21 protein-coding genes and 1 pseudogene are annotated in these 26,216 nt (G+C 73.3%); 11 read left to right on the top strand and 11 right to left on the bottom strand.

All coding sequences use genetic code 11. The features are described from left to right. Nucleotides 1–3: 3 nt before the first annotated feature. The 5 genes from trpM (at nt 4) to lgt (ending at nt 4,527) form a co-directional block, all read left to right on the top strand. Nucleotides 4–270, top strand: a complete 267-nt coding sequence (gene trpM, locus ACFYW1_RS06045; protein ID WP_388987654.1) for a tryptophan biosynthesis modulator TrpM — start codon at nt 4–6, stop codon at nt 268–270. 134 nt (nt 271–404) lie between these two features. Continuing rightward, nucleotides 405–1,685, top strand: coding sequence for a tryptophan synthase subunit beta (gene trpB / locus ACFYW1_RS06040; RefSeq protein WP_388987651.1), 1,281 nt, complete (start codon nt 405–407; stop codon nt 1,683–1,685). Continuing rightward, entirely contained in the window at nt 1,682–2,494 is an 813-nt protein-coding gene (gene trpA, locus ACFYW1_RS06035) for a tryptophan synthase subunit alpha (RefSeq protein WP_388987648.1), read from the top strand. Before trpB ends, trpA begins: the two co-directional genes overlap by 4 nt. Nucleotides 2,495–2,568: 74 nt before the next feature. Then, nucleotides 2,569–3,396, top strand: coding sequence for a DsbA family protein (locus ACFYW1_RS06030; RefSeq protein WP_388987645.1), 828 nt, complete (start codon nt 2,569–2,571; stop codon nt 3,394–3,396). Nucleotides 3,397–3,507: 111 nt separating this feature from the next. Continuing rightward, the gene (gene lgt / locus ACFYW1_RS06025; RefSeq protein ID WP_388987641.1) at nt 3,508–4,527 is read left to right on the top strand and encodes a prolipoprotein diacylglyceryl transferase; all 1,020 of its coding nucleotides are present in this window, start codon (nt 3,508–3,510) and stop codon (nt 4,525–4,527) included. Between the two features lie 86 nt (nt 4,528–4,613). Here the strand turns inward: lgt and ACFYW1_RS06020 are convergent, their stop codons facing one another. From ACFYW1_RS06020 to ACFYW1_RS05990, 7 genes and pseudogenes are all read right to left on the bottom strand, one after another. Then, the gene (locus ACFYW1_RS06020) at nt 4,614–5,426 is read right to left on the bottom strand and encodes an HpcH/HpaI aldolase/citrate lyase family protein (RefSeq protein ID WP_388987638.1); all 813 of its coding nucleotides are present in this window, start codon (nt 5,424–5,426) and stop codon (nt 4,614–4,616) included. Next, the gene (locus ACFYW1_RS06015) at nt 5,423–6,658 is read right to left on the bottom strand and encodes a CaiB/BaiF CoA transferase family protein (protein WP_388987635.1); all 1,236 of its coding nucleotides are present in this window, start codon (nt 6,656–6,658) and stop codon (nt 5,423–5,425) included. The genes ACFYW1_RS06020 and ACFYW1_RS06015 overlap by 4 nt, the downstream gene beginning before the upstream one ends. Continuing rightward, nucleotides 6,655–7,539, bottom strand: a complete 885-nt coding sequence (gene rbsK, locus ACFYW1_RS06010) for a ribokinase (protein ID WP_388987632.1) — start codon at nt 7,537–7,539, stop codon at nt 6,655–6,657. The genes ACFYW1_RS06015 and rbsK overlap by 4 nt, the downstream gene beginning before the upstream one ends. Then, a complete protein-coding gene (locus tag ACFYW1_RS06005) occupies nt 7,536–8,909 on the bottom strand; it encodes an ADP-ribosylglycohydrolase family protein (RefSeq protein ID WP_388987629.1) in 1,374 nt (457 codons plus the stop codon). The genes rbsK and ACFYW1_RS06005 overlap by 4 nt, the downstream gene beginning before the upstream one ends. Next, complete coding sequence (locus tag ACFYW1_RS06000; RefSeq protein ID WP_388987626.1) at nt 8,906–10,093, bottom strand: ADP-ribosylglycohydrolase family protein; 1,188 nt, start codon at nt 10,091–10,093, stop codon at nt 8,906–8,908. Before ACFYW1_RS06000 ends, ACFYW1_RS06005 begins: the two co-directional genes overlap by 4 nt. Continuing rightward, nucleotides 10,035–11,480 carry an ADP-ribosylglycohydrolase family protein gene (locus ACFYW1_RS05995; RefSeq protein ID WP_388988163.1) on the bottom strand — a complete coding sequence of 482 codons (1,446 nt, stop codon included), beginning with the start codon at nt 11,478–11,480 and terminating at the stop codon, nt 10,035–10,037. Before ACFYW1_RS05995 ends, ACFYW1_RS06000 begins: the two co-directional genes overlap by 59 nt. A 105-nt stretch (nt 11,481–11,585) precedes the next feature. Next, nucleotides 11,586–12,320, bottom strand: a pseudogene (locus tag ACFYW1_RS05990) (ADP-ribosylglycohydrolase family protein); the annotation flags it as partial. Between the two features lie 496 nt (nt 12,321–12,816). Here ACFYW1_RS05990 and ACFYW1_RS05985 point away from each other — a divergent pair. From ACFYW1_RS05985 to ACFYW1_RS05975, 3 genes are all read left to right on the top strand, one after another. After that, a complete protein-coding gene (locus ACFYW1_RS05985; RefSeq protein ID WP_388987623.1) occupies nt 12,817–13,551 on the top strand; it encodes a VIT1/CCC1 transporter family protein in 735 nt (244 codons plus the stop codon). A gap of 471 nt (nt 13,552–14,022) precedes the next feature. Beyond that, complete coding sequence (gene gltB, locus ACFYW1_RS05980; protein WP_388987620.1) at nt 14,023–18,606, top strand: glutamate synthase large subunit; 4,584 nt, start codon at nt 14,023–14,025, stop codon at nt 18,604–18,606. After that, nucleotides 18,599–20,059 (top strand): glutamate synthase subunit beta, encoded by a 1,461-nt coding sequence (locus ACFYW1_RS05975; RefSeq protein ID WP_388987617.1) that lies wholly within the window; start codon nt 18,599–18,601, stop codon nt 20,057–20,059. The genes gltB and ACFYW1_RS05975 overlap by 8 nt, the downstream gene beginning before the upstream one ends. 138 nt (nt 20,060–20,197) lie before the next feature. Here ACFYW1_RS05975 and ACFYW1_RS05970 read toward each other — a convergent pair whose 3' ends face one another. Further along, nucleotides 20,198–21,121: a rhomboid family intramembrane serine protease gene (locus ACFYW1_RS05970; protein ID WP_388987614.1), complete on the bottom strand. Its 924-nt coding sequence runs from the start codon at nt 21,119–21,121 to the stop codon at nt 20,198–20,200. 138 nt (nt 21,122–21,259) lie between these two features. Here ACFYW1_RS05970 and ACFYW1_RS05965 point away from each other — a divergent pair, with 138 nt between their 5' ends. The 3 genes from ACFYW1_RS05965 to ACFYW1_RS05955 all read left to right on the top strand — a co-directional run bounded on the left by ACFYW1_RS05965 (nt 21,260) and on the right by ACFYW1_RS05955 (nt 23,142). Next, nucleotides 21,260–22,006 (top strand): vWA domain-containing protein, encoded by a 747-nt coding sequence (locus ACFYW1_RS05965; protein ID WP_388987611.1) that lies wholly within the window; start codon nt 21,260–21,262, stop codon nt 22,004–22,006. Next, nucleotides 22,003–22,566 carry a HutD family protein gene (locus ACFYW1_RS05960; protein ID WP_388987608.1) on the top strand — a complete coding sequence of 188 codons (564 nt, stop codon included), beginning with the start codon at nt 22,003–22,005 and terminating at the stop codon, nt 22,564–22,566. Before ACFYW1_RS05965 ends, ACFYW1_RS05960 begins: the two co-directional genes overlap by 4 nt. Nucleotides 22,567–22,650: 84 nt before the next feature. Further along, nucleotides 22,651–23,142 carry a pyridoxamine 5'-phosphate oxidase family protein gene (locus tag ACFYW1_RS05955; protein ID WP_388987605.1) on the top strand — a complete coding sequence of 164 codons (492 nt, stop codon included), beginning with the start codon at nt 22,651–22,653 and terminating at the stop codon, nt 23,140–23,142. 15 nt (nt 23,143–23,157) lie between these two features. Here ACFYW1_RS05955 and ACFYW1_RS05950 read toward each other — a convergent pair whose 3' ends face one another. From ACFYW1_RS05950 to ACFYW1_RS05940, 3 genes are read right to left on the bottom strand one after another with little or no spacing between them, the layout of a single operon-like run. Continuing rightward, nucleotides 23,158–24,165, bottom strand: coding sequence for an acyl-CoA dehydrogenase family protein (locus tag ACFYW1_RS05950; RefSeq protein ID WP_388987602.1), 1,008 nt, complete (start codon nt 24,163–24,165; stop codon nt 23,158–23,160). Next, a complete protein-coding gene (locus ACFYW1_RS05945) occupies nt 24,165–25,310 on the bottom strand; it encodes an acyl-CoA dehydrogenase family protein (RefSeq protein ID WP_388987599.1) in 1,146 nt (381 codons plus the stop codon). The genes ACFYW1_RS05950 and ACFYW1_RS05945 overlap by 1 nt, the downstream gene beginning before the upstream one ends. Then, complete coding sequence (locus ACFYW1_RS05940) at nt 25,310–26,182, bottom strand: enoyl-CoA hydratase (protein WP_388987596.1); 873 nt, start codon at nt 26,180–26,182, stop codon at nt 25,310–25,312. The genes ACFYW1_RS05945 and ACFYW1_RS05940 overlap by 1 nt, the downstream gene beginning before the upstream one ends. Nucleotides 26,183–26,216: the final 34 nt, after the last annotated feature.

The following is a 26,216-nucleotide window of genomic DNA, read 5'->3' as shown; positions in this document are numbered from 1 at the left end:
ACCGTGTACGCCGACCGCCCCGAGCTCCGTGTCCGCAGGGCCCCGCGCCCCGCGGTGACCACGGCTGCCCGGGACGGGTCCGTACCGACGGCGCGCGGCTGTTTCCCGCCGCTCGCCCACCCCCAGCCCCGCCGCTGCGCGCCGCCCTTCTGGCACCGCGGCTGCCGCGCCCCCGCCCGCCGGGTGCACGGCCGCCGGGTGCGGTACGTGATCGGTGACGAGCCCGGACAGGTCAACGGCATGCGATGGCGCACGGGGACCGCGCCGTAGCGAGCCCCGGCCGACGTACCCGCAGTTCTCCGGCGTACGCACGCCCCACCGCCCGACCGTCCGAGGTCGTGGCGGCGCTCCGCCCACGGCGCATACGGTGAGCCCACTCATTGCGATGTCGAGGAGCACGTCGGATGTCATCTGACTTCTTCATCCCGGACCCGGAGGGTCTGATCCCCAGCGCCGAGGGATATTTCGGTGCGTTCGGCGGCAAGTTCATCCCGGAGGCGCTCGTCGCCGCCGTGGACGAGGTCGCCGTCGAGTACGACAAGGCGAAGGCCGACCCGGCCTTCGCCGCCGAGCTCAACGAGCTCATGGTCAACTACACCGGTCGGCCCAGCGCGCTGACCGAGGTGCCGCGCTTCGCCGAGCACGCGGGCGGGGCCCGCGTCTTCCTCAAGCGCGAAGACCTCAACCACACCGGCTCGCACAAGATCAACAACGTGCTGGGCCAGGCGCTGCTCACCCGGCGCATGGGCAAGACCAGGGTCATCGCCGAGACCGGAGCCGGCCAGCACGGCGTCGCCACCGCGACCGCCTGCGCGCTCTTCGGCCTCGAATGCACCATCTACATGGGCGAGATCGACACCGAGCGGCAGGCGCTGAACGTGGCGCGGATGCGGATGCTCGGCGCCGAGGTCATCGCGGTGAAGTCCGGTTCCCGGACCCTGAAGGACGCCATCAACGAGGCGTTCCGCGACTGGGTCGCCAACGTGGACCGCACCCACTACCTCTTCGGCACCGTCGCGGGACCGCACCCCTTCCCCGCCATGGTCCGCGACTTCCACCGGGTCATCGGCGTCGAGGCCCGCCGCCAGATCCTGGAGCGGGCCGGTCGGCTGCCGGACGCCGCCATCGCCTGCGTCGGCGGCGGCTCCAACGCCATCGGACTGTTCCACGCCTTCATCCCCGACGCGCACGTCCGGCTGATCGGCTGCGAACCCGCCGGACACGGCGTGGAGACCGGCGAGCACGCGGCGACCCTGACCGCGGGCGAGCCCGGCATCCTGCACGGCTCGCGCAGCTACGTCCTCCAGGACGACGAGGGCCAGATCACCGAGCCGTACTCCATCTCCGCGGGGCTCGACTACCCGGGCATCGGCCCGGAGCACTCGTACCTCAAGGACATCGGCCGCGGCGAGTACCGAGCGGTCACCGACGACGCGGCCATGCAGGCGCTGCGCCTCCTGTCCCGCACCGAGGGGATCATCCCGGCCATCGAGAGCGCCCACGCGCTGGCCGGTGCCCTGGAGGTCGGCAGGGAACTCGGCAAGGACGGGCTCCTCGTGGTCAACCTGTCCGGCCGCGGCGACAAGGACATGGACACGGCGGCCCGCTACTTCGGGCTGTACGACGCAACCGACGGGGTCGTCGAGGCCGATGTGGCCGACGGGGAACAGGAGGTCACCAGGTGAGCGGCAACGTGGAGCTGTTGAGCACCTCCCTCGCACGGGCGAAGGCGGAGAACCGGGCCGCGCTCATCACCTACCTCCCGGCCGGCTTCCCGACCGTCGACGGCGGGATCGAGGCCGTCAAGGCGGTCGTGGCGGGCGGCGCGGACATCGTCGAGGTGGGGCTGCCCCACAGTGACCCGGTGCTCGACGGCCCGGTCATCCAGACCGCCGACGACATCGCGCTGCGCGGCGGCGTGAAGATCGCCGACGTGATGCGCACGGTCCGCGAGGCGCACGAGGCGACCGGCGTCCCGATCCTCGTCATGACGTACTGGAACCCGATCGACCGCTACGGCGTCGAGCGCTTCACGGCCGAGCTCGCGGAGGCGGGCGGCGCCGGGTGCATCCTGCCCGACCTGCCGGTCCAGGAGTCCGGCCTGTGGCGCGAGCACGCCGACAAGCACGGTCTCGCGACCGTCTTCGTCGTCGCGCCGAGCAGCCGGGACGAGCGGCTCGCCACCATCACGGAGGCCGGTTCCGGCTTCGTCTACGCAGCCTCGCTGATGGGCGTCACCGGCACCCGGAACTCGGTCGGCGAGCAGGCCCAGGACCTGGTCCGGCGCACCCGCGCCACGACGGAGCTGCCGGTCTGCGTCGGCCTGGGCGTCTCCAACGCCGAGCAGGCCGCCGAGGTCGCGGGCTTCGCCGACGGGGTGATCGTCGGCTCGGCCTTCGTCAAGGCGATGCTGGACGCCCCCGACGAGGAGGCCGGCCGGGCCGCCGTCCGCTCCCTGGCGGGCGAACTCGCCGAAGGCGTTCGAAAGCGCTGAACCCGGTGTAATCCGAACGGGTGGACCTGGACCGGGGAGGCACGCGCGTGCCTCCCCGGTTCGTTGCTGCGGGTGTGAGCGAGAAGAACGAACAGGGAAAAAGGGCCGCGCGAGAGCGGCTCGTCCAGCAGCGCGAGCGCGAGCGGGCCGGCGAGCGCCGCAGGCGCACGCTGATCGTCACCGGCGCCGTGGTCGGCGTGCTGGGCCTGGCCGCCGTCGTCGGCGTGATCGCGGCGAACACGAACGGCAAGAGCGGCAAGAGCGACACGGCGGGCCCCGCGGTCGTGCCCTCCGGCGCGACGGGCAAGGACGGCCTGGCCATCCGGGTCGGCGCGGACGACGCCCCGGCCACGCTCACCATCTGGGAAGACTTCCGCTGCCCGGTCTGCGCCCAGTTCGAGAACGCGTTCCGCGACACCATCCACCAGCTGGAGAGCGCCGGACAGATCAAGGCCGAGTACCACCTCGCCACGATCATCGACGGCAACCTCGGCGGCAGCGGCTCGCTGCGCGCGGCCAACGCGGCGGCCTGCGCACAGGACGTCGGCAAGTTCTCCGCGTACCACGACGTGCTCTACCGCAACCAGCCGCAGGAGACCGACGACGCCTTCGGCGACAACGACAAGCTGATCGCCCTCGCGGGCAAGGTTCCCGGACTCGACACCCCCGCCTTCCGCGGCTGTGTGAACGACGGCAAGCACGACAGCTGGGTCCAGAAGTCCAACACCGCCTTCCAGAACGGCGGATTCCAGGGCACACCGACCGCACTGCTCAACGGGGAGCCGATCTTCCCGAAGAAGGGCGACGAGCCGATCACCGTGGCCAACCTGAAGAAGTGGGTGGCCGAGGCCAACAAGGGCAAGAAACCGGGCACGGTCACCCCGGCCCCGTCCGGTTCCTGACCGGGCCGGAAGGGCGGGACGGGGCGGGGCGTCCGGGGGCCCGCCCGTTACCCAGAAGTTGTCGGGTGGGTTGCCGTACGCCCCACCCGGCAAGGTAGCGTCGACCCTGCCATGGACCTTGCCTACATTCCCAGCCCGTCGACCGGCGTGATCAATCTCGGCCCGATCCCGCTCCGCGGCTACGCGTTCTGCATCATCATCGGTGTCTTCGTCGCCGTCTGGTTCGGCAACAAGCGCTGGGTCGCCCGGGGAGGCAGATCCGGCACCGTTGCCGACATCGCCGTCTGGGCCGTGCCCTTCGGCCTCGTCGGCGGCCGGCTCTACCACGTGATCACCGACTACCAGCTGTACTTCAGCGAGGGTGAGAACTGGGTCGACGCCTTCAAGATCTGGGAGGGCGGCCTCGGCATCTGGGGCGCGATCGCGCTCGGTGCCGTCGGCGCCTGGATCGGCTGCCGCCGCCGCGGCATCCCGCTGCCCGCCTGGGCCGACGCGCTCGCCCCCGGCATCGCCCTGGCCCAGGCCTGCGGCCGCTGGGGCAACTGGTTCAACCAGGAGCTGTACGGCAAGCAGACCGACCTGCCGTGGGCGCTGGAGATCAGTGACGGCCCCAACCGGGTCGCCGGCACGTACCACCCGACGTTCCTGTACGAATCGCTGTGGTGCATCGGCGTCGCCCTGCTGGTGATCTGGGCGGACCGCCGTTTCAAGCTCGGACACGGCCGGGCCTTCGCCCTGTACGTCGCCGCGTACTGCGCGGGCCGGGGCTGGATCGAGTACATGCGGGTCGACGAGGCCCACCACATCCTGGGCCTGCGCCTGAACGTGTGGACCGCGCTGATCGTGTTCGTGCTGGCCGTGGTGTACATCGTCATCTCGGCGAAGCTGCGGCCGGGCCGCGAGGAGATCGTGGAGCCGGGCGCCGCCGAGGACGCGGAGACGGCCGGGGACGGCGCGAAGGACGGTGCCGAGGACACCGCCGCCGAGACCGCGAAGGACGGCGACGACGCGGCCGGCGCCGGGAAGAAGGCCGATCCGGCCCCCGGGGCGGACGAGGCCGCGAAGAGCACCGACGCCGACGGGCCGGCGGCGGAGAAGGACGACACCGCGAAGGCCGCGAAGAACGGCTGAGCGCGTTCCGGTCGCACACACCGGAGCACCGGGCCCCGGACCGAACGGTCCGGGGCCCGGCGCGTGTCCCGGGACGCGGACCCGCCTCACCCCGCCCGCGCGGCCAGCGCCAGGGTCCTGCGCGCCGACGCGACCACCGCCGCGTCGACGAACCGGCCGTCCGGCAGGGCCAGCGCCCCCTCGTCCGTCACGGCCGCCGTCACGATCTCCTGCGCCGCCTCCACCTCCCGCGCCGTCGGACGGAACGCCCGCTCGATGACCGGGAGCTGGCGGGGATGGATCGCCGCCCGGCCCAGGAAGCCCAGCGCCCGGCCGTGGGCGCAGGACGACCACAGCCCCTCCAGGTCCCGGACGTCCGGGAACACCGACTGGGTGGGCGGCGCCAGCCCCGCCGCGCGGGCGGCGACCACGACCCGGCTGCGCGACCAGTCCAGACCGGCGTCGTCCCGTACGCCCAGATCGGCCCGCAGGTCCGCCTCGCCCAGCGCGATGGAACGCACCTGGGGATGGGAGGCGGCGACCGTGTACGCGTGCTCGATGCCGAGCGCCGACTCCAGCAGCGGGCAGAGCGCCACCCCCGGGGCCACCGCCGCGATGTGGTGGACGGACGCCGCGTGGGTGATCTTGGGCAGCCGGAGTTCGGCCAGCCCCGGCAGTCCGGCGAGGGCGCGCACGTCCGCCTCGGTGTGGACCCGGACGTGGAGCGGCACGGCCCCCTCCCCGGCGGCCTCGGACAGCAGCTCGGCGGTGGCCGAGCGCGCGTACTCCTTGCGGTCCGGGGCGACCGCGTCCTCCAGGTCCACGATCACCACGTCCGCGCCCGAGTCGCGCGCCTTGCGCACCACCTCCGGCCGGTCCCCGGGGACGTACAGCCAGGTGAGCGGTACCGTCGCGGTCACAGGACACGCTCCGCCCGCAGCGCGGCGATCTCCGCACCCGACAGGCCCAGCCCGGTCAGGATCTCCTCGGTGTCCGCGCCGTGCGGCCGGCCCGCCCAGCGGATCGAGCCCGGGGTCGCGGAGAGCCGGAACAGGACGTTCTGCATCCGCAGCGGGCCCAGCTCCGGGTCGTCGACCTCGGTGACCGAGTCCAGGGCCCGGTACTGCGGGTCCTCCATCACGTCCCGGACGTCGTGGATCGGCGCGATGGCCGCCTCCGCCTTCTCGAAGGCGGAGACCGCCTCCTCGCGGGTGTGCCGGGCGATCCAGTTGCCGACCGCGTCGTCGAGCTCGTCGGCGTGCTCGGCGCGGGTGGTGCCGGACGCGAACCAGGGCTCGTCGATCAGCTCCGCCCGGCCGACCAGCCGCATCACCCGCTCGGCGATCGATTGCGCGGAGGTGGAGACCGCGACCCAGTGCCCGTCCGAGGTGCGGTAGGTGTTGCGCGGCGCGTTGTTCCGGGAGCGGTTGCCGGTGCGCGGCTGCACGTAGCCGAGCTGGTCGTACCAGATGGGCTGCGGGCCGAGCACGGTCAGCATCGGTTCGATGATCGCCATGTCGACGACCTGCCCCCGCCCGGTGCGGTCGCGCCCGGCGAGGGCGGTCATCACGGCGTACGCGGTGGCCAGGGCCGCGATCGAGTCGGCGAGCCCGAACGGCGGCAGCGTCGGAGGCCCGTCCGGCTCCCCGGTGATCGCGGCGAACCCGCTCATCGCCTCGGCCAGGGTGCCGAAGCCGGGGCGGTGCGCGTACGGGCCGAACTGGCCGAAGCCGGTGACCCTGGCCAGCACCAGCCGGGGGTTGGCGGCGTGCAGCTCCGCCCAGCCGAGGCCCCAGCGCTCCAGCGTCCCGGGCCGGAAGTTCTCGACGATCACATCGGCTCCGGCGGCCAGCCGGAGCAGGACGTCCCGGCCGCCCGGGGTGGACAGGTCGAGGGTCAGATTGCGCTTGTTGCGGCCCAGCAGCTTCCACCACAGGCCGACGCCGTCCTTCGTGGGCCCGTGCCCGCGGGAGGGGTCGGGCCGGCTCGGGTGCTCGACCTTGATGACCTCGGCGCCGAAGTCGCCGAGCATGGTGGCGCAGAGCGGACCGGCGAAGAGCGTGGCCAGGTCGATGACCCGCAGCCCGGTCAGGGGCGCCTGCGGGGCCGGAGGTTCCTGCGCGGTCGAGGAGGTCCGTGCGGTCCTGTTCATGCGGCGTCGATCTCCCCGCGGTACGGCATGGAGGTGGAGGCGCCCGGGCGCTGTACGCAGAGCGCGGCGGCCGCGGAGGCCCAGGCCAGGGCCTCGGGCACGGGCCGCCGCTCGCCGAGCGCCACGGCGAGCGTGCCGACGAAGGTGTCGCCCGCACCGGTGGTGTCCACGGCGGTGACCTCGGGAGCGGGGAAGAGGACGGGCTCGCCGCCCCGGGCCGCGTACAGGCAGCCCTTCGCACCGAGCGTGACGACGACCGCGGGGACCTGCCCGAGCAGGTGCCGGGCCGCCGCGTGGGGGTCGGTGAAGCCGGTGAGCGCCGCCGCTTCGTGCTCGTTGGGGATCAACAGGTCGACGCAGTCGAGGAGTTCGGGCGGCAGCGGCTGGACGGGGGACGGGGTGAGCAGGGTCCGCACGCCCTGGGCGTGGGCCACCCGCGCGCCCTCGATCACGGCGGACATCGGCAGTTCCAGCTGGAGCAGCAGCAGTTCGGCGCCCGCGATGGCGGCCATCTCACCGGGGCCGAGCGCGGTGACGGTGCCGTTGGCGCCGGGGATCACCACGATGGAGTTGGCGCCCGTGTCGTCGACGACGATGTGCGCGGTGCCGCTGGGCCCCTCGGCGGTGTGCAGCAGGTCGGTGTCGATGCCCGCCTGCTCCAGGTTCGACCGGAGCCGGACGCCGTACGCGTCGTCCCCGACCGCGCCGATCATGATCACGTCGCCGCCCGCGCGGGCGGCGGCGACGGCCTGGTTGGCGCCCTTGCCGCCGGGGACGGTGAGCAGTTCCCGTCCGGTGACGGTCTCCCCGGGCTCCGGGGCCCGGGCGACGCGGGCGACGAGGTCCATGTTGGTACTGCCGAGCACCGCGATGCCGGTCATGGGCACAGTGCCTCCTTCTGGGTGAGCCGATGGGTCAGGCCGGCGAGTTCGTCGAAGCCGACGGAGTCGAAGCCGGGGACGGACGTGGCGAGCCGGTTCCGCAGCGGGGCGGTCCAGCGGCCGGGCAGCCGGTCCGGTCCGCCGGCCAGCAGACCGGCCAGCGAACCGGCGGTCGCACCGTTGGAGTCGGTGTCCCAACCACCCGACACCGCACGGCAGACGGAGCCGGAGAAATCGCCGTCGGCATGGGTGAGGGCGGCGGCGAGCAGGGCGGCGTTGGGCAGCACGTGGACCCAGTGGTACCCGCCGTACTCGGCGTGCAGCCGGTCGGCCACCGCGTCGAAGTCAGCGCTCGCGCGGGCCGCCCCGATCCCGAAGCGCACCGCGTGCGCGAACCGCGAGCGCGGCGGCACGACCCGCAGCCCGGTGGCCAGACACGCGTGTACGTCGCTCCCGCCCCCGGCCGCCTCGGCGAGCGCGGCGGCGGTGAACATCGCCCCGTACACCCCGTTGGCGGTGTGGCTGAGGACGGCGTCCCGGTGGGCCTGTTCCGCCGCGGCCGACGGGTCGCCCGGGTGCGTCCAGCCGTGCACGTCGGCCCGGATCCGCGCGCCGATCCACTCCCGGAACGGGTTGCGGTACCCGGCCGTGTGCGGGGGCTCGATCCCGTCCAGCAGATTGCGGTACGCGATCCGCTCGGCGGTGAACGTCCGGCCCGCCGGGAGCTCGTCGAGCCAGAGCCGGGCGAGGTCGCCGGTGGTGAAGGACGGGCCGTGGCGCCGGAGCAGCAACAGGGTCAGCAAGGGGTAGTTGAGGTCGTCGTCCTCGGGCATGCCGTCGATGTTCTCGGCCAGCGAGCAGGACGCGGAGCGACGGTTCCAGGGGTAGGCGGCGGCCAGCGCGGCGGGCAGCCCCCGGGCGGTGAACCAGGTGGTCAGCGGCCAGTTGCCGGTGGCGCGGGCGAGCGCGCGGATGCCGTCCAGCGGCAGCTTCTCGACGGGCTTGCCCAGCAGACAGCCGGCCGCCCGCCCCAGCCAGGCGGCGTGCAGCCGGTCCCGGTCCGCCGGTGGCGGGTCGGTGCGCGGGGCCGGCCAGTCGGGGCAGGCGGCCCGGACCTCGGCCCATCCGGTCGGCTCGTCGTCCCGCAACGGCGACTCCAGCAGGGCGAGTTCGTCGAGCAGCCGCTCGGCGAGCGCGCGCAGCTCCGGGGCCGGCGGGGTGGACGCGCCCGCGCGCTCCGGGGCGGGGGCGCCGCCCGCCTCGTACCACCGGCGCGCGACGGCCCGGGCGTCCCGGCCGTCCTCGGCCGCCTGGCGCAGTTCGTGGCCGACGAGGTCCTCGGGCTGCACCCAGGTCACCCGTACCGTCATGCCGTGCCCACCAGCGCGGCGAACGCCGACTCGTGGGCGCGGCGCCGGAGCGTGTCCCGGGCGAACACCTCGCGGGCGACCTGCGCCAGGGTCCGCGCGGGGGCGTGCAGATCGAGCCGGCTGGCCCCGGCGACGGTCCGCGCCCAGTCGGCGGGGACGGCGCGCTCACCGCCGAGCGCGCCCGCGACGGCGCCGCTCATCGTGGCGATCGAGTCGCAGTCCCGGCCGTAGTTGACCGAGCCGAGCACCGCGTGCCGGTAGTCGCCGCCCGCGACGAGCAGCATGCCGAGCGCGATCGGGAGCTCCTCGATGGCGTGCAGCCGGGACGGCCGGCGGGCGGCGAGGGACGGGGCGCGGTAGTCCGGCCCGACGGTGTCGAAGGGGGCGACCGCGGCGCGCAGCGGCTCCAGCGCCGACTCGAAGTCGTCGTACCGGGCGGCCGTTTCGCACACCGCCTCGATCGCCGACCGGGTGCCGTCCTTGGCGAGCGACAGACAGGTGTCGACGATGCCGGCGGGCGTCGCGCCCGGGGCGCAGGCCGCGGCGACGGCCGCCGCGAAGACCCCGGCCGCCTCTCTGCCGTAACTGGACTGGTGGGCACCGGCGACGTCCAGCGCCTCGGCGTAGGCGGCCTCCGGATGGGCGGCGTTGACCAGCCCGACCGGGGCCATGTACATCGCCGCGCCGCAGTTGACGATGTTCCCGCAGCCCGCCTCGCGCGGATCGACGTGGCCGTAGTGCAGCCGGGCGACGATCCACTTCTCGGCGAGGAAGATCCGCTGGAGCGGCAGCGCCTCGGCCTCCAGCTCGGGAATCCAGCGGAGGTTGGTGATCAGCTCCGGCACGAGGTGGTCGGCGACCGCGTACGCGTCGAGGTGGTCGCGCACGGCCTCGTACACCCGGACCAGCGCATGGGTCATCAGGGTGTCGTCGGTGACGTGCCCGTCGCCCTTGTGGTACGGGGCGACGGGGCGCGCCGTGCGCCACCGGTCGCCGTCCCACGGGCCGACGATCCCGTCGATCCGGCCGCCGTGGCGGGCCACGATCTGCTCGGGCGACCGGCCCTCGACCGGGCCGCCGAGCGCGTCACCGACCGCGGCGCCGACGAGCGCTCCCGTGATCCGTTCATCGAGTGTGAGTGCCGTGGGTCCCGTCGCGGACCGACTGGCCGTCATGGAAGTCATGTCCGAATTGTCCACCCGGGGGCTTCGGTTCCGTGTCTGCCAGCAGCCCGGCGAGTTCGATGAGATCGGTGCCCGCCAGACGGGGCAGCGCGCACCCGGCCAGGGTGCGGCAGGACTCGCGCCAGCCGTCCGGGACGGTGCCGATGCCGCCGAGCGCGCCGGTCAGCGCGCCCGCCAGGGCCGGGGCGGAGTCGGCCACCCGGGACAGGCACGCCGCCGCCGGAACGGCCTGGGCGATCCGGCCGCGGGCGGCGGTGGCCAGGGCGAGGGCGACCGGGACGGTCTCGGCCGCGGCGATCCCGTAGCTGTAGACGTGGTCGACGATCTGGTGCTCCAGCACCGGTACGAGGGCGAACGCGCCCGCCTCCTCGCCGACGAAGTCGCGGGCGATCCGGACCGCGTGGGCGGCGTTGCGGGCGATCTCCGTGCCGTCGGGGAGCTGGGCGAGCGCGGCGTTCACCGCGGTGTCCACGTCCGCGCCGCCCAGCGCCTCGGCGATCGCGGCGGCCATGGCGCGGGCGCCGTGCACCCCGTCGCCGTCCTGGGTGTAGCGGGCGTCGAACTCGGCGAGCCCGGCCGCGGCGGCGGGGTCGGCGGGGTGGGCGACGGCGAGCACGGCGGCCCGTACGCAGGCCGCGTCGTCGAAGTAGTGCGGGTTGTCGTGGCCGGTGGCGGGCGGGCGCAGCCCGGCGGCGAGGTTGCCGAGACCGGCCCGTACCGAGATCCGGGCACGCAGCGGGAGCACCGCGGACTCGACCTCGGGGGCACGGGCGGCGGCCGCTGCGACCTCGGCGGCCAGCGCGTTCCAGGCGACGTCGACGGCGGCCCGCATCCGGCGTTCGGGGGAGAGCCCGTGCAGTGGACCGGCCGCCGAGGTGAGCAGGGTCCCGGCGGCGAACGCCGCCCATTCGGCGTCGTCGGACGGGCCCAGTCGCAGGGGCTCGGGCGGCTGGTTGAGCGCGATGGGGACGGGCAGCGTGGTCGTGGCGTTCTGCTCGGCGAAGGTGTCGAGCTCCCGGGTCAGCCGCCGGGTCCACTCGGGCATCCGGGCCGCCCGGTGCCGCGCGGCGGGCCACCCGGCGGCGTCCCCGGCGGCGAGCCCGAGCAGCAGCCCCTCGATCCTGGCCCGCCGCCCGGGACCGGTCCGGACCCGGGGCCGGGCGGCGGGGGAGGGCGGAGTGCCGGGCGTGACGGCAGGGGTGGGAGAGGGGCCGGCCGGGGGCGGGGCCGGGCGTGTGCCGGTACGCGGCCGGGCCGCGCCCCTCGCAGCCGTACCGCCCGCACCACCCGGACTGTCCGTGGTGCTCGCACCTCCCATGCCGCCCGCGCCCTCCGTGTCGTCCGGGGTGAGCAACTCCGCGACCTCCAGGACGTGGTGCCCCCGCATCGTCGGCAGGCAGCTGCCCCGGACCGGGCCGATCGCCTCCCCCCAGTGCCGCGGGATCGCGGACATCCCGTGCAGGGCTCCGGCCAGGGCTCCGGCCACCGCGGCCGTGGTGTCCGCGTCGCGGCCCATGTTGACCGCGGTCAGCACCGCCGTACGGAAGTCCCCGCGCGCCGCGGCGAACGCGCCGAAGGCCAGCCCGACCGCCTCGGGCGCCAGGTCCGTCCAGGGGTAGCCGCCGACCACCACGGCGGAGCGCACCGCGCGCTCCATGGTGAGCCGGTCGGGGTAGGCGCGCTGCGCCGCCGCCACCGCGCGCCGCAGCGAACGCGCCGTCCAGGAGTCCATCGGGACGACGGACAGCGCGGCGGCGATCACCGAGGCGACCCCGGCCCCCGTCATCGCCGCGGCCACCCCGGCCGCCACCGCCTGGCCGCCGTAGATGCCCTCCCCGTCGTGGCTGACCCGGCCGTCCACCGCGACCAGCCGCGCCGCCTCGTCCGGCCGGCCCGCCGCGAAGACGCCGAACGGGGCCGCCCGCATCGCCAGTCCGTCGCTCCAGGCGTGCCGGTGCTGGGCGGAGATCGGGGCGGCGAGCCCCCGGCGCAGGTTCTCCAGCGTCCCCCGCTCGCTGAACCCGGCCCCGCGGAAGGGGCCCTCGTCCAGATCGGCGATCCACAGGTGCCAGGCCCGTTCCACGTGCGTGACGGTCAGCGCGGAACCGTGCCGGGCGAGCAGCAGCCCGGAGAAGATCGCGTACTCCGTGTCGTCCGTGCCCGCGGGGTCGTCGCTCACGAAGCCCTCGATCCGGCCCCAGCGGCGGCGGATCTCGGACGGCCGCATGTTCTCCGCCGGTGCGCCCAGCGCGTCGCCGACCGCGAGACCGAGCAGGGAGCCGCGCGCCCGGTCGCCCGGGTCCGCCCGGACCGCCCCGCCCGGCCCCGCGCCTTCCGGGGCCGCCGCGTCCGTCCCGCGCCGACCCACCGGGTCCGTCCCGTCCGGGGCCGTCGTTCCCGTGCCGTCCGTCCGCGGCTCCGCCGGACTTCCTGCGATCAACTCCATGGCGTCGACCCTTCGCACACACCGAGTCAGTTCTCCTGCTTCCTGCGATCTGTGCCACGCGAAGCGTCGACAGAGGCCGGTCCGCACAACAAAAGGGCCAGTCGGATGACGGTCCGGATGGGGCGTCAGAAAGGGTAAGGAAGGCATTACTTACCTGGTCAGAGGGATGGTAAGTACGGCCTGCCTTGCTGGCGGGAGCTGTTTTTCGCGCGTACTTTCGATGGGGTCGAGCGGGGGCGGAACGGGTGAATCCCGCAGTTGGAGAAGGGGAAGAGCCGTGGCCATCATCGAGACCGAAGCCGTACTGCACGAGGCGCACCGTGACAACCACACCCACCGCGACGTCAACGGCGGCTGGCTGCGCCCGGCGGTGTTCGGGGCGATGGACGGACTGGTCTCCAACCTGGCGCTGATGACCGGTGTCGCGGGCGGTGCCGTCTCCCAGCAGACGATCGTGATCACCGGTCTGGCGGGCCTGGCCGCCGGCGCGTTCTCCATGGCGGCGGGCGAGTACACCTCCGTCGCCTCGCAGCGTGAGCTCGTCGAGGCCGAACTCGATGTCGAGCGGCGCGAGTTGCGCAAGCATCCGATGGACGAGGAGCGGGAGCTCGCCGAGCTGTACGAGTCCCGGGGCGTCGACGCCGAACTCGCCCGCGAGGTCGCGCGGCAGCTGTCGCGCGACCCGGAGCAGGCCCTGGAGATACACGCCCGCGAGGAGCTCGGCATCGACCCGGCCGACCTGCCCTCGCCGCTCGTCGCAGCGGTGTCGTCGTTCGGCGCGTTCGCGCTGGGCGCCCTGCTGCCCGTGCTGCCGTACCTGCTCGGCGCGACCGTGCTGTGGCCGGCCGTGCTGCTGGCGCTGGGCGGGCTGTTCGCCTGCGGCGCGGTGGTGGCCCGGGTGACGGCGCGCGGCTGGCTGTACAGCGGGCTGCGCCAGCTGGCGCTGGGCGGGGCCGCGGCGGCCGTCACCTACGGGCTGGGCACGCTGTTCGGGGTCGCCGTCGGAGGCTGAACCGTCGTGGAACCGGGCGGGTGCACCCATGGCGGGTGTGCCCGCCCGTGACGTGTCCGCGTCCCGGTGCGCCCCTCCCGGCACGTTCCCGGAGCGCCCGCGCCCGCCGTGTCCACCCGCCACCCGTGTGACGTACGTCTTGGTGGCCGCCACTGGGCGGAACCGGCGCCACCGGCGTAAAATGAGTCGCTATGCAGGACTACACATAAGTAGTCGTTACTTGGCGGTTTCAGTTCCGCTGCCGCCGGGCATAGTCGTGGACACCGCGGGCAACGACGCCTGCTCTCCGCGGCTCCCAGGGCGCCGATCATCCGACTGCGACCCACTCCACCGTCATCGATGGTGTCCGTATGTTGGAACGAACTATCCGCTTCTTGAGCAGCGACCCATCATGTAACCTGCACGAAATTTCGCAGAGGGCCAACGTCGTCCCTCGGCACTGCACATGCCACGACGACGACGGGAGAGCCCATGCGCATCGACGCCTGGTCGCCCATGGACGGTCGCCCCGCCCAGCAGGGGATGTACGACCCCCGTAACGAGCACGACGCCTGCGGTGTCGGGTTCGTGGCCACTCTGACCGGTGTGGCCAGCCATGAGCTGGTCGAGCAGGCGCTGACCGTGCTGCGCAATCTCGAACACCGCGGTGCCACCGGATCCGAGCCCGACTCCGGCGACGGCGCGGGCATCCTCCTCCAGGTGCCGGACGCCTTCCTGCGCGAGGAGGTCCCCTTCGACCTCCCCGGAGCCGGTGCCTACGCCGTCGGAACCGCCTTCCTGCCCGCGGACGACGCCACCGAGGCGGTCCGCGAGCTGGAGAAGCTCGCCGCGGAGGAGGGGCTCAAGGTCCTCGGCTGGCGCCAGGTCCCCGTCGCCCCCGACATCCTCGGCAACGGCGCCCGCGCCACCATGCCCGAGTTCCGCCAGCTCTTCGTCGCGGACGGCACGAGCACCGGCATCGCGCTCGACCGCAAGGCGTTCGTGCTGCGCAAGCGCGCCGAGCGGGAGGCCGGGGTGTACTTCCCCTCGCTCTCCGCCCGCACCGTCGTCTACAAGGGCATGCTCACCACCGGGCAGCTGGAGCCGTTCTTCCCGGACCTCTCCGACCGCCGCTTCGCCACCGCCGTCGCCCTGGTCCACTCCCGGTTCTCCACCAACACCTTCCCGAGCTGGCCGCTCGCCCACCCGTACCGCTTCGTCGCGCACAACGGCGAGATCAACACGGTCAAGGGCAACCGCAACTGGATGAAGGCCCGCGAGTCCCAGCTCGCCTCCGAGCTGTTCGGCCCCGCCGCCGGCGAGAACGGCGACGAGTCCCGGCTCGACCGGATCTTCCCCGTCTGCACCCCGGACGCCTCCGACTCCGCCTCCTTCGACGAGGTCCTGGAGCTGCTCCACCTCGGCGGCCGCTCGCTGCCGCACTCGGTGCTGATGATGGTCCCCGAGGCATGGGAGAACCACGCCTCCATGGACCCGGCCCGGCGCGCCTTCTACCAGTACCACTCCACGATGATGGAGCCCTGGGACGGCCCGGCCTGCGTCACCTTCACCGACGGCGTCCAGGTCGGCGCGGTCCTGGACCGCAACGGTCTGCGCCCCGGCCGCTACTGGGTCACCGACGACGGCCTCGTCGTGCTCTCCTCCGAGGTCGGCGTCCTGGACATCGACCCCGCGAAGGTCGTCCGCAAGGGCCGCCTCCAGCCCGGCCGGATGTTCCTCGTCGACACCGCCGAGCACCGCATCGTCGAGGACGACGAGATCAAGGCCGCCCTCGCCGCCGAGCACCCCTACGAGGAGTGGCTGCGCACCGGCGAGATCGAGCTGGAGGACCTGCCCGAGCGCGAGCACATCGTGCACACGCACGCCTCGGTCACCCGCCGCCAGCAGACCTTCGGCTACACCGAGGAAGAGCTCCGCGTCATCCTCGCGCCGATGGCCCGCACCGCCGGCGAGCCGCTCGGCTCCATGGGCACGGACTCGCCGATCGCCGCGCTGTCCGAGCGCCCCCGCCTGCTCTTCGACTACTTCACCCAGCTGTTCGCGCAGGTCACGAACCCGCCGCTGGACGCCATCCGCGAGGAGCTCGTCACCTCGCTGCGCTCCTCGCTGGGTCCGCAGGGCAACCTGCTGGAGCCGACCGCCGCCTCGTGCCGCAGCGTCACCCTGCCGTTCCCGGTGATCGACAACGACGAGCTGGCCAAGCTGATACACATCAACGCCGACGGCGACATGCCCGGCATGAAGGCCGCCACGCTCTCCGGCCTCTACCGGGTCGGCGGCGGCGGGGAGGCCCTCGCCGCCCGGATCGAGCAGATCCGTGCCGAGGTGGACACCGCCATCGAGGACGGCGCCCGCCTGATCGTTCTGTCCGACCGGCACTCCGACGCCGAGCACGCGCCGATCCCCTCGCTGCTGCTCACCTCGGCCGTCCACCACCACCTCATCCGCACCAAGCAGCGCACCCAGGTGGGCCTGCTGGTCGAGGCCGGTGACGTCCGCGAGGTCCACCACGTCGCGCTGCTGATCGGCTACGGCGCCGCCGCGGTCAACCCGTACCTGGCGATGGAGTCCGTCGAGGACCTGGTCCGCGCCGGCACGTTCATCGAGGGCATCGAGCCCGAGAAGGCCATCCGGAACCTGATCCACGCGCTCGGCAAGGGCGTCCTGAAGGTCATGTCCAAGATGGGCATCTCGACGGTCGCCTCCTACCGGGGTGCCCAGGTCTTCGAGGCCGTCGGCCTGGACGAGGAATTCGTCGCGAAGTACTTCAACGGCACCGCCACCAAGATCGGCGGCGCCGGCCTCGACGTCGTCGCCCGGGAGGTCGCCGCCCGCCACGCCAAGGCGTACCCCGCCTCCGGCATCTCCGCCTCGCACCGCGCGCTGGAGATCGGCGGCGAGTACCAGTGGCGCCGCGAGGGCGAACCGCACCTGTTCGACCCGGAGACGGTCTTCCGCCTCCAGCACTCCACACGCAACAAGCGCTACGACATCTTCAAGAAGTACACCGACCGGGTGAACCAGCAGTCCGAGCGCCTGATGACGCTCCGCGGCCTGTTCGCCTTCAACCCGGACCGGGCCCCGATCCCCGTCGACGAGGTCGAGCCCGTCTCCGAGATCGTCAAGCGCTTCTCCACCGGCGCCATGTCGTACGGCTCCATCTCCCGCGAGGCGCACGAGACCCTCGCCATCGCCATGAACCGGCTGGGCGGCAAGTCCAACACCGGCGAGGGCGGCGAGGACGCCGACCGGCTCCACGACCCGGCGCGCCGCTCGTCCATCAAGCAGGTCGCCTCCGGCCGCTTCGGCGTGACCAGCGAGTACCTGGTCAACGCGGACGACATCCAGATCAAGATGGCGCAGGGCGCCAAGCCCGGCGAGGGCGGCCAGCTGCCCGGCCACAAGGTCTACCCCTGGGTCGCGAAGACCCGGCACTCCACCCCGGGCGTCGGCCTGATCTCCCCGCCGCCGCACCACGACATCTACTCCATCGAGGATCTGGCCCAGCTGATCCACGACCTCAAGAACGCCAACCCGGCGGCCCGCATCCACGTGAAGCTGGTCTCCGAGGTCGGCGTCGGCACGGTCGCCGCCGGTGTCTCCAAGGCACACGCCGACGTCGTGCTGATCTCCGGCCACGACGGAGGCACCGGCGCCTCCCCGCTGACCTCGCTGAAGCACGCGGGCGGCCCCTGGGAGCTCGGCCTGGCCGAGACCCAGCAGACCCTGCTGCTCAACGGCCTGCGCGACCGCATCGTCGTACAGACCGACGGCCAGCTGAAGACCGGTCGCGACGTCGTCATCGCCGCCCTGCTGGGCGCCGAGGAGTTCGGTTTCGCGACCGCGCCGCTCGTCGTCTCCGGCTGCGTCATGATGCGCGTCTGCCACCTGGACACCTGCCCGGTCGGCATCGCCACCCAGAACCCCGTCCTGCGCGACCGGTTCTCCGGCAAGGCCGAGTACGTCGTCAACTTCTTCGAGTTCATCGCCCAGGAGGTCCGCGAACTCCTCGCCGAGCTGGGCTTCCGTTCGATCGAGGAGGCCGTCGGTCACGCCGAGCTGCTCGACACCGACCGCGCGGTCACGCACTGGAAGGCGCAGGGCCTGGACCTGGAGCGGCTGTTCCACGTCCCCGAGCTGCCCGAGGGCGCCGTCCGGCACCAGCTGGTCGAGCAGGACCACGGCCTGGCCAAGGCCCTCGACAACGAGCTGATCAGGCTCGCCGCCGACGCCCTGGGCGCGGACGGCGCCGAGGCCGCCCAGCCGGTCCGGGCCCAGGTCGCGATCCGCAACATCAACCGGACCGTCGGCACCATGCTCGGCCACGAGGTGACGAAGAAGTTCGGCGGCGCGGGACTGCCGCAGGACACCATCGACATCACCTTCACCGGCTCCGCCGGCCAGTCCTTCGGCGCCTTCCTGCCCAGCGGCGTGACGCTGCGCCTGGAGGGCGACGCCAACGACTACGTCGGCAAGGGCCTGTCCGGCGGCCGGATCGTCGTCCGCCCGGACCGCGGCGCCGACCACCTCGCCGAGTACTCCACCATCGCGGGCAACACCATCGCCTACGGCGCCACCGGCGGCGAACTGTTCCTGCGCGGCCGCACCGGCGAGCGGTTCTGCGTCCGCAACTCCGGCGCCACGGTCGTCTCGGAAGGCGTGGGCGACCACGGCTGCGAGTACATGACCGGCGGACACGCCGTCGTCCTCGGCGAGACCGGACGCAACTTCGCGGCCGGCATGTCGGGCGGCGTCGCCTACGTCATCGACCTGGACCGGGACAACGTGAACGCCGGCAACCACGGCGCGATCGAAGCCCTCTCCGACACCGACGAGCGGTGGCTGCACGACGTGGTGCGCCGCCACCGCGAGGAGACCGGCTCCACGGTCGCCGAGAAGCTGCTGGCCGACTGGGACACGGCGGTGGCCCGCTTCAGCAAGATCATCCCGTCCACGTACAAGGCAGTGCTCGCCGCCAAGGAAGCCGCTGAGCTCGCCGGTCTCTCCGAGCGGGAGACCACCGAGAAGATGATGGAGGCGGCGACCCATGGCTGACCCCAAGGGCTTTCTGACCACCGGGCGCGAGGTCGCCGAGACCCGCCCCGTGAACGAGCGCGTCAAGGACTGGAACGAGGTCTACGTCCCCGGCTCGCTGCTCCCGATCATCAGCAAGCAGGCCGGGCGCTGCATGGACTGCGGCATCCCGTTCTGTCACAACGGCTGCCCGCTCGGAAACCTCATCCCCGAGTGGAACGACTACGCCTACCGCGAGGACTGGGCGGCCGCGTCCGAGCGGCTGCACGCCACGAACAACTTCCCGGAGTTCACCGGGCGGCTCTGCCCGGCCCCGTGCGAGTCGGCGTGCGTGCTCGGCATCAACCAGCCGGCCGTCACCATCAAGAACGTCGAGGTCTCCATCATCGACAAGGCGTGGGGCAACGGCGACGTCACCCCGCAGCCGCCCGAGCGGCTCTCCGGCAAGACCGTCGCGGTCATCGGCTCGGGACCGGCCGGCCTGGCCGCCGCCCAGCAGCTGACCCGGGCCGGTCACACGGTCGCCGTCTACGAGCGCGCGGACCGCATCGGGGGCCTCCTGCGGTACGGCATCCCCGAGTTCAAGATGGAGAAGTCGCACATCAACCGCCGCATCGAGCAGATGCGCGCGGAGGGCACCAAGTTCCGCACCGAGACCGAGATCGGCCGGGACATCGACGCGGCCAGGCTCCGCCGCCGCTACGACGCGGTCGTCATCGCCGCGGGTGCCACCGTCTCCCGCGACCTGCCCGTCCCGGGCCGCGAGCTGAACGGCGTGCACTTCGCCATGGAGTACCTGCCGCTGGCCAACAAGGTGCAGGAGGGCGACCTGACGGTTGCCCCGATCACCGCCGAGGGCAAGCACGTCGTCGTCATCGGCGGCGGCGACACCGGCGCCGACTGCGTCGGCACCGCCCACCGCCAGGGCGCCCTGTCCGTCACCCAGCTGGAGATCATGCCCCGGCCGGGCGACGAGCGGAACGCCAACCAGCCCTGGCCGACGTTCCCCATGCTCTACAAGGTCACCTCCGCGCACGAGGAGGGCGGCGAGCGCGTCTACTCCGTGTCCACCACCCACTTCGAGGGCGACGAGGACGGCAACGTCCAGGCGCTGCACCTGGTCGAGGTGGAGTTCAAGGACGGCAAGCCGGTGCAGAAGCCCGGCACCGAGCGGCGCATCCCCGCCCAGCTGGTCACCCTCGCCATGGGCTTCACCGGCACCGACCAGTCCAACGGCCTGGTCCAGCAGTTCGGCCTGGAGCTCGACGAGCGCGGCAACGTCGCGCGCGACGCGGACTTCGCCACCAACGTCGACGGCGTGTTCGTCGCCGGTGACGCGGGCCGCGGCCAGTCCCTCATCGTGTGGGCCATCGCCGAGGGCCGCTCCGCGGCGCGCGGCGTGGACCGCTTCCTCACCGGAGCCAGCGCCCTGCCGGCCCCGATCCGCCCGACGGACCGTGCCCTCATGGTCTGATCGCGACACCCCGGACGTCCCGCACAACGGCGTGCGGAACCGACACGGCGCCTGCCCGTCCCCGACCGGACGATCCCGGCAGGCGCCGTGGCGCGTCCGGGGCCGGGCGGGGCACCCCCGGACCGGCCCCGGACGCGCTCAGCCGGTCAGCGCGGACGTCTTGAGCACCACCAGCAGCACCAGCGCCGCGCCCAGCACCACGCACGCGGCGGCCTGGACCGTCGTGCGGCGCCCGGCCGGCGCGTAGGCGTACGCCACCGTGACCAGACCGCCGGTCAGCAGCCCGCCCAGGTGGCCCTGCCACGAGGTGAACCCGGCCGAGATCAGCATCCAGATCAGGAAGCCGGCCATGAAGCGGTTCACCGCCCGCATGTCGCGGCCCAGCCGCCGGTTGATGACGTAGAACGCCGCCCCGAGACCGAAGACCGCACCCGAGGCGCCCACCGTGCCGTCCGACGGCGCGATCAGGTACACCAGCACCGAACCGCCCAGCGCGGACAGCAGGTACAGCGCGAGATAGCGGACCCGGCCCAACTGCTCCTCGACGACCCGGCCCAGGTTCCACAGCGCGTACATGTTGAACAGGATGTGCAGCACCCCGAACGGCAGCGAGCCGAAGGACGAGGCGTCCGGCGGCAGGTGCAGGAAGGCGCCGGTCAGCAGCCGGTACCACTCGCCGTCCACCACCCCGACCACGTCGAAGCCGGGAAAGCTCCCGCCCTCGTACAGGTACTTGTTCCCGTCCGGGCCGTTCAGCCCCGCACCCAGCATCGCGAACCGGTCGACGATCCCGGGACGGATCAACTCGCCCAGGTAGACCAGGACGTTGAGACCGATCAGCACATAGGTGACCAGCGGCACCGCGGACCTCGCCACCGTGCCGCCGAACACGGTGCGCGCCTGCCGGACCGAACGCTGCCCCTCCTTCACGCACTCCACGCACTGGTGGCCCACGGCGGCCTCGCGCATGCAGTCGGGACAGATGAAGCGTTCGCAGCGGACGCAGCTCACGTACGTCTCGTACGACGGATGCCGGTAGCAGGTGGTGATCGCGGCCTCCACGGCAGGCTCCTTCACGGGTGGACTGGCACGAGCGGCCGGTGGGGACGGCGGCGATCAAGATAGCGAACCGCCCGGGCCGGGTGACATCCGGGTGGCCTACGCTCAAGGTCCCGGCACGTCGAGGATCGGAGACACCGCATGGCCGGCTCGCCCCCCGCCGCAACAGGTCCGGCCATCAGCCTCCGCAAGATCGAGGAGACCGCGCCCGCGCTGGTCAGCCTCTACAAGAGCGCCGCGGTCTCGTTGACGAAGCACCGCCTGGGCGGCGAACGCGCCGCGGTCTACCTGGTGCTCGACCGCTCCGGCTCCATGCGGGGGTACTACAAGAACGGCAGCGTCCAGGCCCTGGCCGACCGGGTGCTGGGGCTGGCGGCCCATCTGGACGACGACGGCCGCGTCCCGGTCTTCTTCTTCTCCACGGGCATCGACGCCGTCGCCGACGTGGCCCTGGACAACCACCGCGGCCGGATCGACGCGATCTCGGCGGACCTCGGCCACATGGGGCTGACCAACTACCACCTGGCCATGGACGCCGTCATCGACCACCACCTCGACAGCGGCGCCACCGCGCCCGCGCTCGTCGTCTTCCAGACGGACGGCGGCCCGACCAGCAAGTACGCGGCCGAGCGCTATCTCTGCAAGGCGGCGAAGCTGCCGATGTTCTGGCAGTTCATCGGCTTCGGCAACAAGCGGAGCAAACAGTTCGACTTTCTGCGCAAGCTCGACGAACTGCCCGTGCCCGCCAAACGGCCCGTCGACAACGCCGGCTTCTTCCACGCCGGATCCGACCCGCGCCGGGTCCCGGACGCCGAACTCTACGACCGGCTCGTCGCCGAATTCCCGCAGTGGCTGGCCGCGGCCAGGGCCCGGGGGATCGTCAAGTGACCGCCCGGGTGCTGCGCGCGGCCGACCGTACGGCCACGCCCTGGAAGAACGGCGGGGGAGTCACCCGGGAGATCGCGGCGTATCCCGAGGGCGCGCCGATGGACGCCTTCGACTGGCGGGTCAGCCTCGCCGAGGTGACCGGGGACGGGCCGTTCTCCACGTTCCCTGGCGTCGACCGCACCCTGACCGTGGTCGAGGGCGCCGGCATGGACCTCATGGTGGACGGCGAGCACCACATCGTCGACGAGCCGTACTGGCCGCACGACTTCCCCGGTGACCTGGCGACCGACGGCACACTGCTCGGCGGCCCGGTCGTCAACCTCAACGTGATGTGCCGCAGGGGGCGGACGAGCGCGGCCGTCGCGGTGGTGCGCGGCACCGTCCGGCTGTCGGCGCCCCCGGGCGGAGCGGTGCTCGCCGTCGCGCTGGAGGACGGCGCGGTGCTCGACGGCACGGAGTGCGCACTCGACCGCTACGACGCACTGTTGACGCGGGACGCGGCGGCGGGGGTGCTGCGGACCCACGGGTGGGCGCTGCTGGTCACCCTGTCGGACGGCTGAGCCGGCCGGGCCGGAGGGCGGGCCGGTCGGAGCGGGCCGGGAAACACGACAGAAGATGTCGGGTATCCCGGGTTCCATGGGCGCATGGCATCGAGTTCCTGGGAAGAGTTCCGCTCGGCCGAGCCGGACTTCGCCGAAACCGTCCGCGCCCGCTTCGGGCAGTACAGGCACCACGTCCTGGCGACCCTGCGCAAGGACGGATCGCCGCGCGTGACCGGGCTGGAGGTGGACTTCCGCTTCGGCGAGCTGTGGCTCGGCATGATGCCGAACTCGCGCAAGGCGCTGGACCTGCGCCGCGACCCGAGGTTCGCGGTGCACGCCAACCCCGGACCGGACGCCGACATGACCGACGGCGACGTCCGGGTCTCCGGCCGCGCCGTGGAGGTCACCGACCCCGACGTCCTGGCCCGCTTCGTCGAGGAGGTGGACCCGCCCCAGCCGTTCCACCTCTTCCGCACCCGGATCCAGGAGGTGGTCCGGGTCTCCGTGCAGGGCGAGGAACTGGCGGTCCGGACCTGGCGGCCCGGGAAACCGGTGCGCGTGATCCGCCTGCGCGGGGAGGCCGAGGGGAGCTGACCGCCCCGGGGCCCGTCAGCGGCCCCCGTCCCCGGCCCGCCCCGCCAGCACCCGCGCCCGGCACGCCCCCGGCGTCCCCCACGCGTCCCGCAGGGGGCGGGCCCGGCGCAGCCACAGCGACAGGTCCAGCTCCTGGGTGTACCCCACCGCCCCGTGCAGTTGCAGGGCCGCCCGCGCCGCCGCGTACCCCGCCTCGCCCGCCGTCACCTTGGCCGCCGCCACCCGCGCCCCGGCGTCCGGCGCCCCCTCGGCGAGCGCGAGCGCCGCCCCGTACAGCAGCGGACGGGCGAACTCCAGCCCGATCAGCACGTCCGCGAGCCGGTGCTTGACCGCCTGGAAGGAGCCGACGGCCGTACCGAACTGGGTGCGCTGCTTCACGTACCCGACCGTGGCCCGCAGCAGGGCCTCGCCGGTGCCGAGCGCCTGCGCGGCCGTCGCGAACGACGCCCACTCGAAGGCCCGGCCCGCCGCCTCCCGCACCCGCGGGCCGGTGGCGATCACCTTCCCGCCCGGCTCGGGCCGCCACAGCCGCCGGGCCGGGTCGGCCGACACATGGAGCCGCCCGGGGCCGGGCGCGAGCCGCAGCTCGTCACCGGTCACGGTGAACACGGCGTCCACGGCGTCCGCGTCCAGCGCGTACCGCCCGCGGTCTACCGGCAGCAGCGTCGCCGACGCCGCGCCCGACGCCAGCGCGGGCAGCCACTCCCCGGCCGCCGGACCGCCCGCCCCGGCCAGCAGCACCCCGGCCGCGACCGTCTCCACCACCGGGCCCGGCACCACATGACGCCCCAACTCGGTGAAGGCCACCGCGACTTCGACCGGCAGCGGACCCACGCCCCCGTACGCGCCGGGAACCGCCAGCGCGAACACCCCCGCCCGCGCCAGCCGGTCCCACAGAGCCCTGCCCGGCCCGTGGTCCCCGGCGGCCCAGGCCCGTACCGCCGACGGGGTGTCCGAGGCCGCCAGCATCGCGTCCAGCGAGCGGGCGAACTCCCGCTGCTCGTCGTCGAGGAGGAACCGCATCAGCGCCGTCCCTTCGGCAGGCCGAGCAGCCGCTCGGCGACGATGTCGCGCTGGATCTCGTTCGTACCGGCGTAGATGGGGCCCGCGAGGGCGAAGAGGTACCCCTCGCCCCACGCGGAACCGGCGAGTTCCCCGTCCGGGCCCAGCAGGTCGAGTGCCGTCTCGTGCAGCGCGATGTCGTACTCGGACCAGAACACCTTGTTCAGGCTGGATTCCGCGCCGACGGCCGTCCCCGCCGCGAACCGCGAGGCGGCGGCGCAGGTGAAGAGCTGATAGGCGCGCGCCCCGATCACCGCGTCCGCCACCCGGTCGCGCAGCGCCGTGTCCGTCGGGTCGCCGTGGGCGCGCCACAGCGCGGCGAGCCGGTCGGCGGAGGCCAGGAAACGGCCGGGGGAGCGGAGCATCAGCCCGCGCTCGGCGCCCGTCGCCGACATGGCGATGCGCCAGCCCTGGCCGGGTTCCCCGATGACGTCCTCGTCCGGCACGAACACCTCGTCCAGGAACAGTTCGGCGAAGGCGGGCTTGCCGTCCAGCCGCCCGATCGGCCGGACCGAGACGCCGGGCGCCGACAGGTCGAACATCAGATACGTCAGCCCGTGGTGCGGCTTCGCGGCCCCGGGGTCCGTACGGAAGATGCCGAACGCCCGGTCCGCGAACGCGGCCCGCGAGGACCAGGTCTTCTGCCCCGACAGCAGCCAGCCGCCCTCGGTGCGCACCGCCCGCGAACGCAGCGACGCCAGGTCCGAACCGGCCTCCGGCTCGGACCACGCCTGTGCCCAGATCACCTCGCCGCTCGCCATCGGCGGCAGGATCCGGGCCCGCTGCTCCTCGGTGCCGTGGTCGAAGAGCGTCGGGGCGAGAAGGTTGATGCCGTTCTGCGAGACCCGGCCGGGGCCGCCCGCCGCGTAGTACTCCTCCTCGAAGGCCAGCCATCCGAAGACGTCGGCGTCCCGGCCGCCGTGTGCGGCCGGCCAGGAGACGACCGACCAGCGGTCCGCGTACAGCCGGGCCTCCCACTCCCGGTGCGCGGCGAAGCCCTCGGCGGTCTCCAGCGACGGCAGCGGTGCTGCGGGCACGTTGGCCCGCAGCCAGCGGCGTGCCCCGGCCCGGAACTCCTCCTCCTGCGGCGTGCGCGACAGGTCCATCAGCCGCCCGCCTTCTTCATCGCGGCGACGTCCATCCCGCCGAGCGGGTCCGCGGCCGTCTCCGCGTTGTGCGCGTGGGCGAGGTGGTGCAGGCCGAAGACCGAGTCCAGGCCGGTGTGCAGCCCCTGGAGGTCCTCGGCCTGGTTGACCGCGCGCTTGGTGAGGGCCAGCCCGAGGCGCGGCATCGTGGCGATCCGCTCCGCCAGCTCCCGGGTGCGGCCGTCGAGTTCGTCCGGCGCCACCACCTGGTTCACCATGCCGATCTCGTACGCCCGGCGGGCGCTCATCCGGTCGCCGGTGAACAGGAACTCCTTCGCGATCCGGGGCGGCATCACCCAGGGGTGCGCGAAGTACTCGACGCCGGGGATGCCCATCCGCACCACCGGATCGGCGAAGAAGGCGTCCTCGCCCGCCACGATCAGGTCGCAGACCCAGGCGAGCATCAGCCCGCCGGCCACGCACGCCCCCCGGACCGAGGCGACGACCGGCTTCGGCAGTTCGCGCCAGCGCCTGCACATGCCGAGGTAGACCTCCGACTCGCGGGCGAAACGGCTCTCCGCGCCCGCCTTGTCGCTGTGGTCCCACCACAGTCCGGCCCGGCGCTCGAAGGGCAGGTGCGCGTCGCGCTCGGGGGTGCCGATGTCGTGGCCCGCCGAGAAGTGCTCCCCGGCGCCCGTCAGCACGACCACCTTGACCTCGGCGTCCTCGGCGGCCCGGTAGAACGCGTCGTCCAGGGCGTAGGTCATGGCCGAGTTCTGGGCGTTGCGGTAGCGCGGGCGGTTCATCGTGACGTACGCGACCGGGCCCCGGCGCTCGTACAGCACCGGGCCGTCCCGGCGGTCGTCGGCGGATGTGTCGTGGGCAGCGGGCATCGGCTCATCCTTCCCTAACAAGTGTTTGGTAGGT

It is taken from the genome of Streptomyces sp. NPDC002669 (assembly GCF_042889165.1).
GTDB lineage: Bacteria > Actinomycetota > Actinomycetes > Streptomycetales > Streptomycetaceae > Streptomyces.
Note: the sequence above shows the minus strand (reverse complement) of the source record. Positions and strands in the feature narration are given on the sequence as shown.

Bases quoted from the DNA above. Each gene is read 5' to 3' on its own strand.
- rbsK (WP_388987632.1), bottom strand. From the start codon at position 7,539: ATGACCGGCATCGCGGTGCTCGGCAGTACCAACATGGACCTCGTCGCC.
- ACFYW1_RS05945 (WP_388987599.1), bottom strand. From the start codon at position 25,310: ATGGACCTGTCGCGCACGCCGCAGGAGGAGGAGTTCCGGGCCGGGGCA.
- ACFYW1_RS06000 (WP_388987626.1), bottom strand. From the start codon at position 10,093: ATGACTTCCATGACGGCCAGTCGGTCCGCGACGGGACCCACGGCACTC.
- trpB (WP_388987651.1), top strand. From the start codon at position 405: ATGTCATCTGACTTCTTCATCCCGGACCCGGAGGGTCTGATCCCCAGC.
- ACFYW1_RS05950 (WP_388987602.1), bottom strand. From the start codon at position 24,165: ATGCGGTTCCTCCTCGACGACGAGCAGCGGGAGTTCGCCCGCTCGCTG.
- ACFYW1_RS05940 (WP_388987596.1), bottom strand. From the start codon at position 26,182: ATGCCCGCTGCCCACGACACATCCGCCGACGACCGCCGGGACGGCCCG.
- gltB (WP_388987620.1), top strand. From the start codon at position 14,023: ATGCGCATCGACGCCTGGTCGCCCATGGACGGTCGCCCCGCCCAGCAG.
- ACFYW1_RS06015 (WP_388987635.1), bottom strand. From the start codon at position 6,658: ATGAACAGGACCGCACGGACCTCCTCGACCGCGCAGGAACCTCCGGCC.
- ACFYW1_RS05965 (WP_388987611.1), top strand. From the start codon at position 21,260: ATGGCCGGCTCGCCCCCCGCCGCAACAGGTCCGGCCATCAGCCTCCGC.
- lgt (WP_388987641.1), top strand. From the start codon at position 3,508: ATGGACCTTGCCTACATTCCCAGCCCGTCGACCGGCGTGATCAATCTC.
- ACFYW1_RS05995 (WP_388988163.1), bottom strand. From the start codon at position 11,480: ATGCGGGGGCACCACGTCCTGGAGGTCGCGGAGTTGCTCACCCCGGAC.
- ACFYW1_RS05955 (WP_388987605.1), top strand. From the start codon at position 22,651: ATGGCATCGAGTTCCTGGGAAGAGTTCCGCTCGGCCGAGCCGGACTTC.
- ACFYW1_RS05975 (WP_388987617.1), top strand. From the start codon at position 18,599: ATGGCTGACCCCAAGGGCTTTCTGACCACCGGGCGCGAGGTCGCCGAG.
- ACFYW1_RS06005 (WP_388987629.1), bottom strand. From the start codon at position 8,909: ATGACGGTACGGGTGACCTGGGTGCAGCCCGAGGACCTCGTCGGCCAC.